The sequence below is a fragment of the Clostridium sartagoforme AAU1 genome, from assembly GCF_000401215.1.
Classification (GTDB): Bacteria; Bacillota; Clostridia; order Clostridiales; family Clostridiaceae; genus Clostridium; species Clostridium sartagoforme.
In genome coordinates, this window is the sequence record NZ_ASRV01000195.1 from 1 (window position 1) to 15,675 (window position 15,675).

Below are 15,675 nucleotides of genomic sequence, written 5' to 3' on the forward strand. Positions count from 1 at the left end.
CTATTAATTCGTTGTCAGTATATATTAGATTTGTTTCTATAGATATATCCTTTATTTTTATATCATCTTCTTTTATTGATGTAGATATTTCCTTTTCTTTTTCTCTGCTAAATAATTCATTGAACTTTCCAACTGAATATATATCGTAACCTTTTATACATTCCCTATATACGGCTATTACAAAGTTATATCCTTTTGAACACTTAATCCATCTATTATCAATTTGATTCTTATCAGATCTAGATATGCCAAGATGATATTTTTTGAATTCCTCCTCTGTCCAAACCTCGTACTTGTTATAATTAACTACTTCTATATTCTCTTGTAACATTATTCCTTCATTAGCTTTATCTTTTAATGCTGCTAGTTTCTTTAAATTCTCATTGCTACTCTTTCTTTTTGAACTAAATATCATTTCTTCATCTCCTTAAATAAAAAGAACCCTATCAAAATTAAATAGAGTTCTTTTATTTCTTCATATTTTCTTTTAACTTATTCATTTTATTTGTTACTTTTTCTTTTAATTTATCAAATTCTTTAACATCTTTTGTTTTTCTTTGCAATGCCTGTAGTTTTCTTATTTCTCTATCTGTATAAAAACAAGTGTACTTTACTCCACAATGAGGACATTTAAAATATATTTCTCTTATATCTTCTTTTAACTTCTTCTCTTTAAAAATAGGCTTCTCAAATTGTTTGTTGCATCCTTTAGTACATATGACTTTCAAGCTATGCACCTCCTTGTTATATTTATTATATATTAACAAAAGAACTCTATCTCTAGAGTTCTTAACCATTCTTATTTATTCTTTTACACACAATCTCATTATTCCAGCTACTAATAACAATATTGCTACTACCGCACACATTATAAAAGTAATTGGATTATCTGCACTTATACTAAATAATGTACATGGTATATTAGCTATAGCTCCTATCAATATAAATATTCCTGTTAATACTTTCTTATTATTAATACAAGCTCCTACTAGTGCTAATATGCTAAGTAACAATCCTATTATTGCAAACATTATTACTTTTGATGCTGCTGCTTCTGTTACTTTCATATTTAAGCCTGAAAATAATAACATTCCGCTGCTTATTACTCCTAATATTCCTCCTATTAATCCAACTATAAAACTCGCTCTTTTCATGTCCTCACCCTCCTATCTGTAATAATATTCTATAAAAGTTTTAAATATCCTCTTATAAATATATTAAAAGCACCTAATGAATAATCATTAAATGCTTTTAATTTGTAATCCTGTCCTTTTGAGGGTTATTCTATGATACTATATTAACATGATTGAAAGGACATTAAAAGGACAACTTTTGGACAGCTTTTGGACAGTTATCTTAATGCATACTCATAGAATTAATACCAAATAAATTTATTCCTATATCCTCTTCTACTTCCTTTATCCATCTTCCTACGCTTTTTATACTACAGTTTATCTCTTTTGCTATTTCTTCCTTTTCTTTCTCTTCGATATAGTATAACTCTAATGCTTTGTATTTCTCGAAAATTCCTTTATTTTTATATTTTACTTTAACTCTCTCTAATGCTACATCTATATGAGCTATCATAATAATTGTTTTAGCTTTACTCTTCTTTATTGATTCTATTAGTATCTCATCATCACTGTAGTTTACATCCTCTCCATTTTCTTTATCTACCTCTTCACAATCTATGTTTTTATATACTGCATTTAAGGCATGATTCTTTAACTCATTATAATTCTTTAATAATAGCTTTGTATTATATAGTATTTTTCTTCTGTTATGCTCATTTATCTTTTTCTCATATTCTTTTATTGTTGTTACTACCGTTTCTCTAACTATCTCTTCTATGTTTTCCACATTTCTCATCCCCTTTTAGTTTAGAAATTCTCTTATTTATTTTCTTCTTTACCCTGTTTTTTCTTACTCTCTTAAGTAATTTATATAGCTTGTCTAGTTGTTTCTCATGTTCACTTTTATTTTTCTCTTGCTTGACCTCATTAACTGCTACTAAAACAGCTTCATTAGTTGATACTAATGCTTTGGATATAAAAGTTCTATCCTCTTCACTTGCCATATCTATTCCAATATAATATTTTTTAGTTAGTTCTTTATACTGCTCCAAGTGCTTTTTACATAGACATCTCTCAACATTTATACACTCTATTTCTATATCTTCTACTGCTTTTCTATAACAACCTTTTGTATTGCACAACCCTAATTTATTTTTTATGAATACACCAGATTCAATTAACATTTTCTCCACTTCTCTATTCCCTCCCAATATGTTTGAATTGCGAACTACTTCTTTAATATTTCATAAGTATCAATTTTATATCTTTCTTTTATCCATCCAAAATAATTATCATAAGTTTCTTTATCATACATTTCTGCGAACTTCTCCATTGTATGACCATAACCATGTGCTTCACTAAAATTTAAGTCTAATGCTAATTCTATATACATTCTTGTATTCCAACTCAAATTCATTTTCTTGTAGTTTTTCAAATAAAATTCTTGTGCAGTATCTCCAAACTTTCTGCCCATCGCTTTCCAATCACATAACATTTTATCTATATCTTTGTAATCCATATCCTCACCATCATAGTAATTCCAATGATGTGGATTATTCTTATAGTGATGTTCCCAAGCCTTTTGAAAATCTTCTTCAATACTTTCTTTTGTTTTAATGTTTTTATATCCTATATCTTTAAGAAGTGCATTAGGTGGATAATTACCATAAAACTTTCTAGCATATGGTATAAATTCACAAGGTAGAAATTTGCTTAAATCGTGCGTTATTCCATGTAACCACATTCCTTTAACTTTTCTACACTCTAAAAATACATTCTTCTTATGTTCTATAATATATTTGAAATATAACCAGTATTTCTTCATATCTTCTCTCCTTAAATTCGTAATATAAACAAATTAATCTTCAATAAAATCTTTACCATGTCTTTTATATTTAAATAATTCATTAGATGTTTCTAAATATAATCTATTTGCATTTCTTAATTCTTTTTCTAATCTATTAATTCTTCTTTTGTAATAATCTAAAATACATTCCTCCGACTGATTATAAAATTTACATACATCTCTATATAATGAACGTATCATTGAATTCTTTAGTATTTCTATATCTTTTATAAGTTCCTGTTTTTTAGGTTTTTTTATTAACCTTAAGGAATTACTTTCAAGTATATATGCTCCTATATGCTTCGGGATTTCCTCTTTAACCCTTTCATATAATTCTTTTGGCATAACGTAATAATTATAGTGTCCAACAAAATTATGCCCATGATTACTATTAAAATCCGATTTACTTATTTTCAATTCATAACATCTAAATATCTCTTTACTATCCATTGTCATGAAATCTACTCTTTGTTTCCCGTACCAACCTATAGTAACTTCTAAGCAACCAAACCACTTAGATGTTTCTTTTATTATTGCTTTTTCTAGCTGCTTAGTAAGTTCTGTTTTAGCCACATTGTCACCCTCTTCTAATTATTTACCATCCTTTTCTGACGTCTTTAACATCAAATAAACTTATCATCCTTGGATGAATACATCTATAAGGTATGATATTGAATTTATAACATTGAATGTTATATGCTTCGCATGGATACAAAGCCCATCCTCCTGAATTTTCACTAATATATCCATATGGTTTTAAATTCCCTTTATATGTTGCTCTCGTTTCTATTGTCCCCCCGAAAAAATTCTCCATCACCAGTGTTATTCTATCTCCAATTTCAAGCTCTCTTAATTTTTCTAATAACTTTTCCACCACTTAACTTTAAACCTCCCTTATGACTTTTTCAGTCCCAATTTTTACAGATCACGAAACTAATTCTCAAAACAATATTCCTTTACTTTTCCATCTACAAATTTTATTTCATAAGGATAACATTCTGTAACCACTCCATCTTCATACTCAATAATTCCTACTGTATATTTTAATACTCCTCCATTATGTCCGCCTATCATAAGTGATGGTTCTACTATTTTGCTTTTATCACTCCATTTATGGAATAATGCTTTTCTATTGATTACTATACATGGTCTTAAATCCCCTCTTATTAATATTTCACTAGATGATCTTGCCATTTATAACATCCTTTCTTTTCCACACTTTTTTACAAATTACTCTAATACTTCTATAGTTACATGGTTTAATCCTATGAAGTCCTCATATCCTTCATAGATATTAGATTGAGCTGAAGCACAATAAATTTTATCATCTTTTATGACAGCTTCACCCCTTACCGTTTCCCCTTTAGAAAAAACAGTAACAATTCTTCCCCAATTATCAGCCTTTTCACTTTTGTCGAATGTTATATTTACATTTTTCTTATACTCTTTACATGATTCATTAAGCTTACAAGCTCCACAACCTTTAAAATCTAAATATTTCATCTTATCTCTCCCTTACTTAATTCCTAATATTACATACCCTTCTGGTACATATTTCCTTTCATCTTCATTACGTCCTAAAATATAGGTTATAGTTACATTACATTCTGCATACTGAAATCTCCCATCTTTATATTCAACTAATTTCAGAGTATCTCCAATATTGAAATTTCTATCATCTTTTCTAACTTCAAACTTTTTCTTGCCTGTGCATACTGCTTTGAAATATTTGCTTTCAGTTTTTAGTTCATGTATTATTTTACCCTCTTCTTTCTCTACTGAACTTTCTTCTTTATTAGTTCTAGAATTTGCATGATACTTTAATATTTTATTTCTTTCACTTGCTCCCCTAAAGAATATAAGTATCAACATTATAGCTATTGTCATACCCCTGTACCTATTATCATTTTTCTCACACCCTCATTTTTATTTTTTTATATCTTTATACAGCTTTGTATCATCAAAATAGAAAAAGTGTCTTTTTTTACCTCTGGACTTTATCTCACGTTCTTCTTGTTTTTTCTTTTCTCTAGCCTTATTCCTTTTCTCTAATTCATCCTCTGATTTGACTTCTTTATATAGAGTTTCTAGTGTTGTCATCTTCAAGGAGCACTTAGTTTCTAAATGCTCCAGTATTTCATATCTTTTCTGCCTTCCTATGTTTTCTTTAATGTACTCTCTAGCAATAATAGTTCTTGTTTTGTTTTTTTCTGCCACAACTCTCACCTTCTTATAATTTGTTATCCATATCATTTATTAACTTCTTTACTGCTGATTTATATTTTTCTTTTATTTCCTCTTCTTCTATTTCTCCTAAGGATTTTAATAGATCTGAAAATCCTTTTGCTAATTCATTAAAGTAAATTTTGAACTTTACAGAAGATTCATTTTGACTAGTAGCTTTAGATACTCTATCTCTTAATTCTTCCAGTTCTTTTATAACTTCTTCTGGTATCTCTGCATTTATTTCTATTGGTTTTTCTTCTAGTTCCTTCTTTAAGCTTTCTATTTCTTTTAATGCTTGTCCTAATTCGACTGCTTTTTCTTGCAACAACTTTGTCGTTTTGTTTATCTCCTCTTCTGCTTCAGGATCCCTGGCATTTTCTTTTTCTTCTTCTATCTTTTTCTCTAAGCTATTTATGTGATTTCTTAAGTTCTCTATCTCTACTTCTCTATTTGTTAATTCTTCTTGCTTTTTTGAATTAATTTCGTCTATTTTACTTTTTATTTTTTTATTTTCTTCCTGGTATTTTTTAATCTTTTCTTTATTTTTATTTGCCTCTTCTTCCTTAGCTTTTAATTGTTCTTCTAGTTTTTGTTTTTCTTTAATAGCTGCCTGTAATTCTCTAGTGCTCATATCATCAATTTTATTGTCTTTTACAAAACTTTCTCTCTCTTCAGGCTCTAATCCAATTAGTGCTAAAGCCTGACTATAACTCAAATTCGCATACGTTTGCGAATTTAAATTGTCCCCTAAAAGTGACATTTGACTAGCACCATATTCCTTAAAAATCTTCATCAAATTATTTGCTGTTCTTTGGCTATAGTCTACTGATTTTTCTAACCAGTTTGACCACTCTCCATGGCCTACTATTTCCTTTGCTTCTACTAATCTTCTTCCAATTTCTATAGAGTTATATAAAACTATATTTCTTGTTTGGTCTTTTATAGCATTAATTTCTGCTGCTATCATATCTGCAGTTCTAATTATTTGTACATTATTCATCTTCTTCATTCCCCCTAAGCTATTTTCTTACTTTTAACCTTTTCTATCTTCAGTGCTTTAAATTTATTTATGAATTTATTTAATTTCTTTCCTGGATCTTCATTCTTAAACCCTCTTACTTGGACTATCCTATTATTCTTTATTTCCATAGTATAATAAGGCTTGTCTATATTTTCCTTTTCTCTTATAAATAGAATATTAGTTTCACCCTTTGCGTGTTTATCTGCATATCCACCTACACAATGATGTAATGTAGCTCCTTCATCTATTATTTCTTTTGTGTTTTTCACTGCTCTTATGATGTAGTCTTTATCTTCAAAATAGTACTTCTTATTTATTGCCTCTTCTCTTTTCTTCATTTTTTCATCTAACAATTTATCAGCTTGGTATTTTACTTGTTTTATAGTATTTTGATGAGCTTTGTATAAATCTTTAGGAAACAATACACTTTCTTTTGTAATGTCCATTTTTAACTTCTTGCAATCTTCTATATAATCTTTCCAGTCTGTTATTACTCCTAATAATCCCCTATAGAATTTATTTACATATGCTTTTTCTTGCTTGTTTATATATTTATTGGCTTTATATAATGATGTATATCTTAAAATGTATCTAAAGCTTGTGTAGTCCCTCTCTACCTGTCTCTCTAATTTTTTTAATTCTTCCAAACTTAACTTGTTTTTCTCTTTGCTATTTAACTGATATAATTTTATGAAAAGAGTTGATTTTCTCCCTTCAAGTCCTCTTAATTCTTTTAACCCTGCTCTATTTACCTTTAGCATTTTAAAAACTGTATCACCCTTCCAATTTACAGAGCTGTACGTTTGGCTTCCCCATAATTTTGCAATTACTAGTTCCTTAAATCCTAACTTTGTTAAATCTTCTATTTTAGGATATTTGCTATAGAATCCTAAATACTTTATTATTCCTGATACGCCTGTGTATTCCCTATACATACTATAATTGTAAGGTGTATTCTCTACTGCTTTATCTAAACTATTTAAATTTGTCAAGTACATACAATTAATAGAATTTATTGTTACTGGATATATACTGCCTGCTTTTCTAAAATTTTCAATATCGTTCCCCCAATATTGATTTATCAACATTACTGGATTATTAATTTCAAAGATATATAATGCTTTAATGTAATATCTTATAGTTGATTCTTTATAATCACCTTTGTAACTTTTATCTGCTGCTATTCCTTTTGCTATTATTACATCTTTATCTATTTTAGATTTTTCAAAATAGACAAAATAGGATTCATCAAACATATATTTTCTTCCTCTTCCAGATGCTCTTACCTGAACTTCGCTTCTACAATGAGGACATACGCTGCTTTTTTTATGTTTTAATCCGTCTGTTTCAAATTCATTTTTACAATATGTGCAATATCCATATTGTTTTCTTCCTCTTCTTTCTGTAAATATATATCTACTATGTTTTAAAGCTTCTTCTACTGCATATTCCTCTATTTCTTTTGTTATAATTTCCTTACCAAAATGTTTTAAATACTCCTTTATTTTATTCTCCATTTTCTCACCCTCAAACTTTTAGATTTTATATATAATCATCTAATGACACATTGAATATGTCCTCTTCTTTTTCTTCTTTCTTAGCCTTAAAATCTATAACTTTTTTATCGTTAATATCATTCTTTTTCTCTCTCTTAATTTCAAAATATTTTAGTACTATAGCAAACCCTTCTTCATCACTAATCATGGCCATGTTTCCTACTTTGTTTTTCTCTGCTGCTTTTCTCATAGCTTCTAAGCTTTTCATTATAGTTTTATCTGCTGCTAATATCTTTTCTGCTGCTCCCTCATTACCTGCTATAACTTTTAATAGATATTCTCCAATAACTTTTACGTACGGATTCTTTTCTTTTTCGATTTCATCATTAATCTTTTTAATAGCTTTATTTAACATTTTTAATTCCCCCTTATATTTCTTAATATATCTTTAATTTAGTTCCATACTTCTCATTGTGTACATTGATTAACTCTTTAACTTTTTCTATATAATTGTCAAAATCATCTTTATCTTTTATAGCTTCATATTTAACCTTTGTTCCTCGCTTATTTGTCTTATAGATTTTCTTAACTTTAAATCCACTGCCGCACTTTTCTGCATATATACCTAATATAGCTAAGTCATAATCCTTAATGCTTTCCTTTTTAAAATCAGAATCTAATAATGGATAGGTAATTTGTATTTCTTTAACTGTTATATCTGCTTTACTCATTTATATATCCCCTCACCTTTTATTAATTTTTATATCCTTTTATTTTTCTAGCACCTTTAAATAATCTAAATTAGCATTTTCTCCATAAAATATTTCTTTCATATCTAGATAAGGTATATAGTTATATCCTCTTTTGCCTTTGTTTTCTTGCCACCTATCCCAATATTCAATTACTATTTCCCCTTGAAGAAAAAATACTTTTCTTAGTTTTTTGGCTGAACATAATATAAAACTTGTTTCGTTCATTTCCAATGCAGCTCTAATATAATCTATTTGATGTTCCTGGATATGCTTTAAAGGCAATCCTTTTTCATCTTCACTTTCCTTGCAATCAAAAGATATAGATAGTCCACCCTTTATTGTCCCTCTAAAGTCCAATGTACTTTTACCTTGCGGAAATGCCGATATAATTTGTTTGCCTCTTCTTACTACATTCCAAGGTGTACTTATCTTTTGCACTAAAGCTAGTCCTTTATTTTTGTAATATCTATTTGCTCTTATTACCTCTTCTTCAAACTGTCTGCCCTTATTAGCCATGTCTAGATTTTTTGCCATACCATTCACCTTCTAATCTCTTTTTATTTTTCTATAATCATTGTTTGCAGCATTAAATATAGCTCTACTTTCTACATGTATATATTCCATTAGCTTCATTTTGCTTCTTAAGTATTCTTTTATATCTGACTTAGTGTGTCTTTCTTTTATCTCCAGCATATTTACTTGTAGCCTTAATTCATTAAGCCTGTCATACATAGAAATAGATATTTGGCTTAATTTAAATGCTTCTTCTACATTTTCTGTTGTTAACTTTTTGTATTGTTCCATTATGTCTTTACAAATTTTCAAGTCCTCTTCTATATTCATTTACTCACCTTCCCAACATCTTTATAAATAATATTTTCATTTTTTACATATCTTCTCATTTCAATATTCATATATACCCCACCGTACACATCATCTACCTTTATATCGAATTTTGTTAATGTATATCCTGGATACCACCTCCCTATTTCTTCTTTAGTAGGTGGATTAGTTGCCATCTTTATCATTTCTCTTTTTGTAAATTTATTATCATTTATTGTTGGTGCTGGTGGTTCTTCTAAATTTCCTCTTGAACATTTATATCTTTTCTTTCCTTTAGGATCTTTTAGCATATACTTACATAGCTTTCTTATTCCTTCTTCATCTTGTTGTAATCTATCTACATTAGATGTTCCTTTCTTCCAAAATGTTTCAAGTATATCTCTATGAAGATCACCATCCATTAATATGTGCCAGTGTATCTTTCCACTATCTCCAAATTCAATAACTGCCATATATCTTGCTCTTTCTAATCCTATCTTTCTTCTATATCTATTAATGCTTATCATTAAATTTCTAAAAATTCTTTCAGCTTCTTCTACTGTTGAAGGTCTATGCTCGTCTGAAAATGTTGTATGCCATACATAATCTGTAGTATCAAAATTGCAATGTGCTTTTTCAAAAAAGTATTCTTTTGAATTCTTTTCATTCCAATCCTTTTGTTCTTTTTTTGATTGTTTGTTTTTTTGTTTCCTACTCTTACTCTTTTCCACATCATCATATACAGGGTAGAATGATGCTTTTAATATCTCTAATGATTCTTTTGTTTTTACATGTTTCTTCTTTCTTATCTTCTTTGTCTTTCCTCTAATAAACATCTATATTCTATCCTTTCTTTTAATCTATTCTTTTCTTATTTCTTCTTTAAATTTTATAGACTGTAACTAAATATAGTATCTATTACAAGCCCCCTAAAGCCCTTTCGGTACCAAAAAAAATAAAAAAATAATAGGGTATATTTGACATACCAATTTTAAAGTTATAGAATAAGTATAAAGATATTTTCTTTATACTTCGGTTTGTAAAAACACATTACGTCTACGGTGCAAATGTATAGTAATGTGTTTTTTCATGTCCTTTTTAACTTTTTCTTATACGTACACCTTATATAGCTTGTACTATAGTCTATATGTTGGCAGTTAATGCAGCACTTATCACATATCAACCCAGTTCTCGGACAATGGCTCCATGAATTACTAGTTTGTCCACATATTTTACATATCATCTTCTTATAACCACTTCTTTGCCACTTAACACATGAAAGAATTTATAATAGTCAACCGGTGCTGCTATAATAAGAAATTCATCTGCATTTAATCCTTGTGATTCTAAAAATTTCTTTTGTTTTAATGTAAGATTCTTAGGATTCTTCAATTCCCTTCCCCCTTTTCATAACATATTTTTAGTTCTGTTAACTCATTATCTTTAAGATTTTCTTTTGCATTTTTTAAAATCTCTTCTCTTTTATATCCAAGTTTCTTTAGTCTATTAATTTCTTTTTCTATCTTGTGATATTTCTCCATATCCTTTCCCATAGATTTAATTTCCTTCCTAATCGAATAGAATTACTATTTATTAATAAAGTTTTATTCATATATTTTTTCTCCTTATCTCTTTAAGTTTTTTACTGAATGTAACCTCTCCCCTTGTTATTATTACTTAATTAACTTTTTCAATTTCTTTAGGAAAAGGCATTGTAAACATACCAATTTCAATAGGATTTTCTTTTAATTCCTTTTGCAATTCTTCTTCTGTTTCAATGCCTTTTTCTTTTAGCAGCTCCCATGCTTTTTCTATTGTTATACTCATTATCTGTCCCTCCTGGTTATAAAACTTAATCAATTAATTTAGCTTCTATTCCACTAAGATTATGAATAGATTCCCCATCTTCATTTGTAAAATAATATCCATCTTCAAAGGCATATCTTCCTTGTGAGTTATGCCTTAAAATTCCTTTATGTCTACACACTTTTTTTCTCCTCTTCTAATTAATTAATGGTTTACTTTTTCTATTATTCAGAAGCTCATATCCCATAGCCACAGTAAGCATTGTATCTTTTTGTTCCTCTGTTAATTTACTAAATATTTTTGCTATCTCTTTTGCATCTATTTTCTTTTGTTGAAATATAGATTTATTTTCCATAATTTATACACTTCCTTTCTTTATTGTCCCTTTTAAACAAATATGGTAAAATTTCGTTAAAGGGGGTGATATTATGTCAAAAACTAATAAAGAACTAGTAACTGAATTAACCATATCCTTTATTAATTCTTGGAATTCCTGTGGAAGAACTAAACCAATTGATAACGATGGACTTAAAGATGTTTTTAATACTTGCAAACAACTAATCGAATCTATGGACGAAAAGGAAACAAAATAGAGTATATCTCTAACATATTCTTAAATTCAGTTTCCTTTAATTGTTCACAAGAAGCATATCTTTTAAATTGTTGCCATAATAGTTGATTTGCTTCTTTTACATTTAACTGCTCTTGAACTCGCATTTCTTGAGCAGTTTCTTTTTTATTCTCCATTCCCTCACTTCCTTTCTATCAATATTTCCTATACTTCTACCAACTAACTTTTGAACTGAAAACTACTAAAGAGCTGTAGCTGTTCAAATATTTTCTTGCTTTGTGATATTATAATCTCACAAAACAATATTTAAGTCAATACTTTTTTAAAATAATTATTGCTTTGTGAGATTTTTTATGTTACTTTTATTTTGGGAGGTGAAAACTTGAATATTGGAGATAGAATAAAAATTTTAAGAAAAGATATATTAGATTTAACCCAAGCTAAATTTGGAGAAAAAATAGGACTAAAATCTACAGCAATAGGACAAATGGAATCAGGAGATAGAAACGTTACTGATAGAACAATACTTCTTATATGTAACGAGTTTAATGTCAATGAAGAATGGCTTCGTAATGGCACTGGTGAAATGTTCATAGAAAAAGATTCTACTATAGTTGCTGAATTAGCTTCAGAATATAACCTTGATTTAAAAGGTGTAAAATTTATTGAAGCTTTTTTAAATCTAACTTCAGAGCAGCAAGCAGTCCTGCAGGATCTTGCCCTTAACTTTGCTAAAGCTATAGCCAAAGATGATGAAGTTACTGCTACACAACAACTTGATGAAGATCCAATTATAGATTACGAACTTAAAGCATTTAAACAAGAACTTGTAGCAGAGCAAAAAGGGGAAATATACTCAGCTTCAGAAAATTCAGAAGAAAACTCAGAAAATCAAAATCTCGCTTAAATGAAATCAAAAATTTTTAATATTTTAAATGAAGTATCTAAGAGTTATGTATATCATAGCTCTTAAATTCTAAGGAGGATAAAATGAAGAAAGTTGCTATATACGTAAGAGTTTCTACTACTTACCAAGCAGATAAAGATTCCCTTCCTCTTCAAAAAAGTGATTTAATTAATTATTCTAAGTTTGTACTTGGAATTGATGATTATGAAATATTTGAAGATGCTGGGTATAGTGGAAAAAATACTAGTAGGCCAGATTATCAACAAATGATTAATCGAATAAAAACAGGAGAATTCTCTCACTTGCTTGTTTGGAAAATAGATAGAATTTCGAGAAATTTAATTGATTTTTGTGATATGTATGAAGAGTTAAAAAAATATAATTGTACATTTGTTAGTAAAAATGAACAATTTGATACATCTTCCGCTATGGGGGAAGCAATGTTAAAAATAATCCTGGTATTCGCTGAACTTGAAAGAAAACTAACTGGTGAAAGAGTAACTGCTGTAATGATAGATAGAGCTACCAAAGGTTTATGGAATGGAGCTCCTCTTCCTTTAGGATATGCTTGGGATAAGGTTTCTAAATTCCCTGTTATAGATGAAATGGAGAAGAAAACTGTTGAACTAATATTTTCTATGTATAAACAAAGTGAGTCAACTTCTGTAGTTAGAAATATGCTAAATGAAAATAAATTAAAAACTAAAAGGGATGGCAGCTGGACCACAAAAACAGTTAGTGATATTATAAGAAATCCATTCTATAAAGGTACTTATAGATATAATTATAGAGAATCCGCTAGGGGTAAAAAGAAAAAAGAAAATGAATGGATAATTGTTGAGGATAACCATCCAGCTATTATCACCAAAGATCTATGGCAAGAGTGTAATGCTATTATGGACTTAAACGCTGAAAGAAATAATGCTAAATTCAGAAGCAATGTGAAAACTCATATATTTTCTAGTTTAATTCAATGTGGTGAATGTGGTAACAATATGTATGCAAAACAGGATAAACCTCACCTAGATGGCTATACTCCTTCTTTATATGCATGTAAAGGTAGATATAATAAATTAGGCTGCAGTCAAAAAACTGTAAGTGATACTATAGTTGCAGAATTCATATTAAACTTTATATCTAATATGATGAAAATATCTAAAATTAGAAAAACTTTGTCTGTAAATGAACTTGAAGAAAACTTACTTTTAGGGAATACATTTAAAAATATAATTGGAATAAAAGAAATAGATCATGTATTTAATTCTATTTATTTTTCTAATAAAAGTACTTTTAAGTTACAAAAAGATAAAGAAAATAAAGTTATTGATTTTAATATTGAGCAGCTTCAATCTCAACTTAAAAAATATCAAAAAGCACTTAGCAAACTAGAAGATTTATACCTCTTTGATGAAGCTGAAATGTCTACTAAAGACTATATAATTAAAAAGAATACTATAAATGATAAAATCAAAGAAATAAATAAAAAACTAGATAACTCTATTACTAAAGAATCATCTAGCTATAATATAAACTTTATTTTAAATGTAACTACATTAGAACTTTCTAAACAACTTATGAAAGGTAATATAAAAATTAAATCTCTTATTAATAACACTGGAAGAGATATTATAAAGGATTTTATTAATACTCTTATTAATAAAATTATTGTTAAAGATAAACAAGTAAAATCAGTAGAATTTAAAAATGGTTTAATTGTTACCTTCCTATACAACTCTTAAACCTAGGAAAAATCACATCTTACAACACTTCTTTACTTCTACCAACGGACATCCCCAAGTTTCTATATAATATTTCAAATCTCTAACTTCTTCCTTCATAAGTATTCTCCTTGCTATTTTAAAAATATATTTTCCCCATTAACATTATAATAAATATCTAACAAATTTAAAATACTTAAAGCAAAAATTGCTAAATTCCTTTAATTTATTTTGGTATTTAAAAGGACTGCATTTAAGCAGTCCCATATCTAAATTTCATTCCTTAAGTTTTCAAAAGGATATTCTATGAATGACTTCCATTAAATCTAATCTATAAAGTAAGAAAACATATATACATTTTTTATGGTCTTTCCCATACAACAATCTTATAACTTTCTTTAAATCCAATCCATTTATATAAATTGATTGCAGCAGTATTGTTACTATCAACTCTAATGGCTAATTCTTTTATTCCCGATTTTTTAGCATAAAGTATTATATCATTCAAGAGTAATTTTCCTAGTCCAATGCCTCGGAAATCCTTTATTATTCCGAAGTTAACTATTGTGTACATATCTCTATTAAATATTATTTGACCATACCCAATATACAAGTTATTAATCATTCCAAATATACACAAATCTTTTAGAAAATAATCTTGAGTCATGTCACTATATATATCATCTATAGTAAGAGGTCGTCTATTCCATTCACCAAAATATCATTTTGAATATTACATCTTAATTCTTCGTCCTTACCTATTATTAATTTTCTTGTAGAAAATACTGTGGATGAATTAAAATGATTCTTAAAATAATAATTATTTATAATTTTATTATATATATCATAAATTCTTTCATTATTATTATAATTTTCTATATTCATTTTCATAAGTAAAGTATATCTTTGCTTTTTAAAACCTAATTTATCTAAAATAATATTATTCTCTACAGTATCAACAGCTTCATAAGATAAAATATTACTATTAAAAGAAGATAGTATATTTTCTTTAATTAAGTTTATATATTTACTGTCTATATATAAAGCCCAAACCTTAATAAAGTTATCCATTGGTGTTTCATACCATATATAGCCTATAGAAGTATTATCTAATTTTATTATTCTCATAAATTTTCTATACAAAAACTTAATTAAAAAGTTTTGATTATCATAGCATTTAAAAAATCCTTATCATAGTTTAGCTTCTTTAAGCTTTTAGAATATAATTCTTTAAATGACTCCATGTTATTTAATGTCAATTTTTCTAACATTATTTATAAACCCCTTTATTCTCTATATAAATTAGTATACTTCCTTAATAATATTTAGGTCAAGATATAATAGCATAATTAATAACACACTTTGCTACAATACCATAAGAGAAAAGTTAATATTTTTTTAGTAAAATTATCCTTATTAAGAGATATACGTATTAAA

The 15,675-nt window shown here is 27.7% G+C and carries 30 protein-coding genes; 3 read left to right on the forward strand and 27 right to left on the reverse strand.

Annotated elements, in window-relative coordinates:
- The 24 genes from A500_RS15590 to A500_RS20530 form a co-directional block, all read right to left on the reverse strand.
- Positions 1 to 415: hypothetical protein (locus tag A500_RS15590; protein ID WP_016208529.1), on the reverse strand; the 415-nt coding region annotated here is incomplete at its 3' end.
- Between the two features lie 52 nt (positions 416 to 467).
- On the reverse strand, positions 468 to 728 hold the full coding sequence (locus A500_RS15595; RefSeq protein WP_016208530.1) for a hypothetical protein: 261 nt from the start codon (positions 726 to 728) through the stop codon (positions 468 to 470).
- A gap of 75 nt (positions 729 to 803) precedes the next feature.
- On the reverse strand, positions 804 to 1,154 hold the full coding sequence (locus A500_RS15600; protein ID WP_016208531.1) for a hypothetical protein: 351 nt from the start codon (positions 1,152 to 1,154) through the stop codon (positions 804 to 806).
- A 202-nt stretch (positions 1,155 to 1,356) separates the two neighbouring features.
- On the reverse strand, positions 1,357 to 1,860 hold the full coding sequence (locus A500_RS15605; RefSeq protein WP_016208532.1) for a hypothetical protein: 504 nt from the start codon (positions 1,858 to 1,860) through the stop codon (positions 1,357 to 1,359).
- Positions 1,835 to 2,266, reverse strand: a complete 432-nt coding sequence (locus A500_RS15610; RefSeq protein WP_016208533.1) for a hypothetical protein — start codon at positions 2,264 to 2,266, stop codon at positions 1,835 to 1,837. The genes A500_RS15605 and A500_RS15610 overlap by 26 nt, the downstream gene beginning before the upstream one ends.
- 35 nt (positions 2,267 to 2,301) lie before the next feature.
- Positions 2,302 to 2,898, reverse strand: coding sequence for a DUF5662 family protein (locus tag A500_RS19675; protein ID WP_016208534.1), 597 nt, complete (start codon positions 2,896 to 2,898; stop codon positions 2,302 to 2,304).
- Between the two features lie 33 nt (positions 2,899 to 2,931).
- A complete protein-coding gene (locus tag A500_RS15620) occupies positions 2,932 to 3,492 on the reverse strand; it encodes a hypothetical protein (protein ID WP_016208535.1) in 561 nt (186 codons plus the stop codon).
- Positions 3,493 to 3,514: 22 nt separating this feature from the next.
- Positions 3,515 to 3,796 (reverse strand): hypothetical protein, encoded by a 282-nt coding sequence (locus tag A500_RS15625; RefSeq protein ID WP_040437002.1) that lies wholly within the window; start codon positions 3,794 to 3,796, stop codon positions 3,515 to 3,517.
- A 56-nt stretch (positions 3,797 to 3,852) separates the two neighbouring features.
- Positions 3,853 to 4,113 (reverse strand): hypothetical protein, encoded by a 261-nt coding sequence (locus A500_RS15630; RefSeq protein ID WP_016208537.1) that lies wholly within the window; start codon positions 4,111 to 4,113, stop codon positions 3,853 to 3,855.
- A 36-nt stretch (positions 4,114 to 4,149) separates the two neighbouring features.
- Positions 4,150 to 4,422 (reverse strand): hypothetical protein, encoded by a 273-nt coding sequence (locus tag A500_RS15635; RefSeq protein ID WP_016208538.1) that lies wholly within the window; start codon positions 4,420 to 4,422, stop codon positions 4,150 to 4,152.
- A 12-nt stretch (positions 4,423 to 4,434) separates the two neighbouring features.
- Positions 4,435 to 4,806, reverse strand: coding sequence for a DUF3850 domain-containing protein (locus A500_RS15640; protein ID WP_016208539.1), 372 nt, complete (start codon positions 4,804 to 4,806; stop codon positions 4,435 to 4,437).
- A gap of 39 nt (positions 4,807 to 4,845) precedes the next feature.
- Positions 4,846 to 5,136 carry a hypothetical protein gene (locus A500_RS15645; RefSeq protein WP_157453679.1) on the reverse strand — a complete coding sequence of 97 codons (291 nt, stop codon included), beginning with the start codon at positions 5,134 to 5,136 and terminating at the stop codon, positions 4,846 to 4,848.
- A gap of 13 nt (positions 5,137 to 5,149) precedes the next feature.
- Positions 5,150 to 6,154, reverse strand: coding sequence for a DUF3102 domain-containing protein (locus tag A500_RS19680; RefSeq protein WP_083935711.1), 1,005 nt, complete (start codon positions 6,152 to 6,154; stop codon positions 5,150 to 5,152).
- 5 nt (positions 6,155 to 6,159) lie between these two features.
- Positions 6,160 to 7,683, reverse strand: a complete 1,524-nt coding sequence (locus tag A500_RS15655) for a PcfJ domain-containing protein (RefSeq protein WP_016208542.1) — start codon at positions 7,681 to 7,683, stop codon at positions 6,160 to 6,162.
- A 25-nt stretch (positions 7,684 to 7,708) separates the two neighbouring features.
- On the reverse strand, positions 7,709 to 8,077 hold the full coding sequence (locus A500_RS15660; protein ID WP_016208543.1) for a Cas9 inhibitor AcrIIA9 family protein: 369 nt from the start codon (positions 8,075 to 8,077) through the stop codon (positions 7,709 to 7,711).
- A gap of 22 nt (positions 8,078 to 8,099) precedes the next feature.
- On the reverse strand, positions 8,100 to 8,393 hold the full coding sequence (locus A500_RS15665) for a hypothetical protein (protein ID WP_016208544.1): 294 nt from the start codon (positions 8,391 to 8,393) through the stop codon (positions 8,100 to 8,102).
- 39 nt (positions 8,394 to 8,432) lie between these two features.
- Positions 8,433 to 8,948 carry a Holliday junction resolvase RecU gene (locus A500_RS15670; RefSeq protein WP_016208545.1) on the reverse strand — a complete coding sequence of 172 codons (516 nt, stop codon included), beginning with the start codon at positions 8,946 to 8,948 and terminating at the stop codon, positions 8,433 to 8,435.
- A gap of 12 nt (positions 8,949 to 8,960) precedes the next feature.
- Positions 8,961 to 9,257 (reverse strand): hypothetical protein, encoded by a 297-nt coding sequence (locus tag A500_RS15675; RefSeq protein ID WP_016208546.1) that lies wholly within the window; start codon positions 9,255 to 9,257, stop codon positions 8,961 to 8,963.
- Positions 9,254 to 10,072 carry a rolling circle replication-associated protein gene (locus A500_RS15680; protein WP_016208547.1) on the reverse strand — a complete coding sequence of 273 codons (819 nt, stop codon included), beginning with the start codon at positions 10,070 to 10,072 and terminating at the stop codon, positions 9,254 to 9,256. The genes A500_RS15675 and A500_RS15680 overlap by 4 nt, the downstream gene beginning before the upstream one ends.
- Positions 10,073 to 10,475: 403 nt before the next feature.
- On the reverse strand, positions 10,476 to 10,628 hold the full coding sequence (locus tag A500_RS20515; RefSeq protein WP_157453680.1) for a DUF6906 family protein: 153 nt from the start codon (positions 10,626 to 10,628) through the stop codon (positions 10,476 to 10,478).
- Positions 10,625 to 10,789: a hypothetical protein gene (locus A500_RS20520; protein ID WP_157453681.1), complete on the reverse strand. Its 165-nt coding sequence runs from the start codon at positions 10,787 to 10,789 to the stop codon at positions 10,625 to 10,627. The genes A500_RS20515 and A500_RS20520 overlap by 4 nt, the downstream gene beginning before the upstream one ends.
- A 124-nt stretch (positions 10,790 to 10,913) precedes the next feature.
- Complete coding sequence (locus A500_RS20525) at positions 10,914 to 11,063, reverse strand: hypothetical protein (RefSeq protein ID WP_157453682.1); 150 nt, start codon at positions 11,061 to 11,063, stop codon at positions 10,914 to 10,916.
- 25 nt (positions 11,064 to 11,088) lie between these two features.
- Positions 11,089 to 11,223, reverse strand: a complete 135-nt coding sequence (locus A500_RS21770) for a hypothetical protein (RefSeq protein ID WP_278245132.1) — start codon at positions 11,221 to 11,223, stop codon at positions 11,089 to 11,091.
- A gap of 15 nt (positions 11,224 to 11,238) precedes the next feature.
- A complete protein-coding gene (locus A500_RS20530; protein WP_157453683.1) occupies positions 11,239 to 11,397 on the reverse strand; it encodes a hypothetical protein in 159 nt (52 codons plus the stop codon).
- Between the two features lie 73 nt (positions 11,398 to 11,470).
- On the opposite strand from A500_RS20530, the gene A500_RS20535 reads away from it, so the two are divergent.
- A complete protein-coding gene (locus A500_RS20535) occupies positions 11,471 to 11,635 on the forward strand; it encodes a hypothetical protein (protein ID WP_157453684.1) in 165 nt (54 codons plus the stop codon).
- Here the strand turns inward: A500_RS20535 and A500_RS15685 are convergent.
- On the reverse strand, positions 11,610 to 11,789 hold the full coding sequence (locus tag A500_RS15685; protein WP_040437003.1) for a hypothetical protein: 180 nt from the start codon (positions 11,787 to 11,789) through the stop codon (positions 11,610 to 11,612). The genes A500_RS20535 and A500_RS15685 overlap by 26 nt on opposite strands.
- A 206-nt stretch (positions 11,790 to 11,995) precedes the next feature.
- Here A500_RS15685 and A500_RS19685 point away from each other — a divergent pair, with 206 nt between their 5' ends.
- Both A500_RS19685 and A500_RS15695 read left to right on the forward strand, forming a co-directional pair.
- Complete coding sequence (locus A500_RS19685) at positions 11,996 to 12,520, forward strand: helix-turn-helix domain-containing protein (protein WP_016208548.1); 525 nt, start codon at positions 11,996 to 11,998, stop codon at positions 12,518 to 12,520.
- Positions 12,521 to 12,603: 83 nt separating this feature from the next.
- On the forward strand, positions 12,604 to 14,259 hold the full coding sequence (locus A500_RS15695; RefSeq protein ID WP_016208549.1) for a recombinase family protein: 1,656 nt from the start codon (positions 12,604 to 12,606) through the stop codon (positions 14,257 to 14,259).
- A 340-nt stretch (positions 14,260 to 14,599) separates the two neighbouring features.
- Here A500_RS15695 and A500_RS15700 read toward each other — a convergent pair whose 3' ends face one another.
- Both A500_RS15700 and A500_RS19690 read right to left on the reverse strand, forming a co-directional pair.
- A complete protein-coding gene (locus A500_RS15700) occupies positions 14,600 to 14,905 on the reverse strand; it encodes a GNAT family N-acetyltransferase (protein WP_051993177.1) in 306 nt (101 codons plus the stop codon).
- A 17-nt stretch (positions 14,906 to 14,922) separates the two neighbouring features.
- Positions 14,923 to 15,366 (reverse strand): hypothetical protein, encoded by a 444-nt coding sequence (locus A500_RS19690; protein WP_051993178.1) that lies wholly within the window; start codon positions 15,364 to 15,366, stop codon positions 14,923 to 14,925.
- Between the last annotated feature and the right edge of the window lie 309 nt (positions 15,367 to 15,675).

Bases quoted from the DNA above. Each gene is read 5' to 3' on its own strand.
- A500_RS15660 (WP_016208543.1), bottom strand. From the start codon at position 8,077: ATGTTAAATAAAGCTATTAAAAAGATTAATGATGAAATCGAAAAAGAA.
- A500_RS15600 (WP_016208531.1), bottom strand. From the start codon at position 1,154: ATGAAAAGAGCGAGTTTTATAGTTGGATTAATAGGAGGAATATTAGGA.
- A500_RS15680 (WP_016208547.1), bottom strand. From the start codon at position 10,072: ATGTTTATTAGAGGAAAGACAAAGAAGATAAGAAAGAAGAAACATGTA.
- A500_RS15700 (WP_051993177.1), bottom strand. From the start codon at position 14,905: ATGACTCAAGATTATTTTCTAAAAGATTTGTGTATATTTGGAATGATT.
- A500_RS20530 (WP_157453683.1), bottom strand. From the start codon at position 11,397: ATGGAAAATAAATCTATATTTCAACAAAAGAAAATAGATGCAAAAGAG.
- A500_RS15640 (WP_016208539.1), bottom strand. From the start codon at position 4,806: ATGACAATAGCTATAATGTTGATACTTATATTCTTTAGGGGAGCAAGT.
- A500_RS15685 (WP_040437003.1), bottom strand. From the start codon at position 11,789: ATGGAGAATAAAAAAGAAACTGCTCAAGAAATGCGAGTTCAAGAGCAG.
- A500_RS19690 (WP_051993178.1), bottom strand. From the start codon at position 15,366: ATGAGAATAATAAAATTAGATAATACTTCTATAGGCTATATATGGTAT.
- A500_RS20525 (WP_157453682.1), bottom strand. From the start codon at position 11,063: ATGAGTATAACAATAGAAAAAGCATGGGAGCTGCTAAAAGAAAAAGGC.
- A500_RS15635 (WP_016208538.1), bottom strand. From the start codon at position 4,422: ATGAAATATTTAGATTTTAAAGGTTGTGGAGCTTGTAAGCTTAATGAA.
- A500_RS15670 (WP_016208545.1), bottom strand. From the start codon at position 8,948: ATGGCAAAAAATCTAGACATGGCTAATAAGGGCAGACAGTTTGAAGAA.
- A500_RS20535 (WP_157453684.1), top strand. From the start codon at position 11,471: ATGTCAAAAACTAATAAAGAACTAGTAACTGAATTAACCATATCCTTT.
- A500_RS19675 (WP_016208534.1), bottom strand. From the start codon at position 2,898: ATGAAGAAATACTGGTTATATTTCAAATATATTATAGAACATAAGAAG.
- A500_RS15665 (WP_016208544.1), bottom strand. From the start codon at position 8,393: ATGAGTAAAGCAGATATAACAGTTAAAGAAATACAAATTACCTATCCA.
- A500_RS15675 (WP_016208546.1), bottom strand. From the start codon at position 9,257: ATGAATATAGAAGAGGACTTGAAAATTTGTAAAGACATAATGGAACAA.
- A500_RS20520 (WP_157453681.1), bottom strand. From the start codon at position 10,789: ATGGGAAAGGATATGGAGAAATATCACAAGATAGAAAAAGAAATTAAT.
- A500_RS19680 (WP_083935711.1), bottom strand. From the start codon at position 6,154: ATGAAGAAGATGAATAATGTACAAATAATTAGAACTGCAGATATGATA.
- A500_RS15655 (WP_016208542.1), bottom strand. From the start codon at position 7,683: ATGGAGAATAAAATAAAGGAGTATTTAAAACATTTTGGTAAGGAAATT.
- A500_RS15630 (WP_016208537.1), bottom strand. From the start codon at position 4,113: ATGGCAAGATCATCTAGTGAAATATTAATAAGAGGGGATTTAAGACCA.
- A500_RS15695 (WP_016208549.1), top strand. From the start codon at position 12,604: ATGAAGAAAGTTGCTATATACGTAAGAGTTTCTACTACTTACCAAGCA.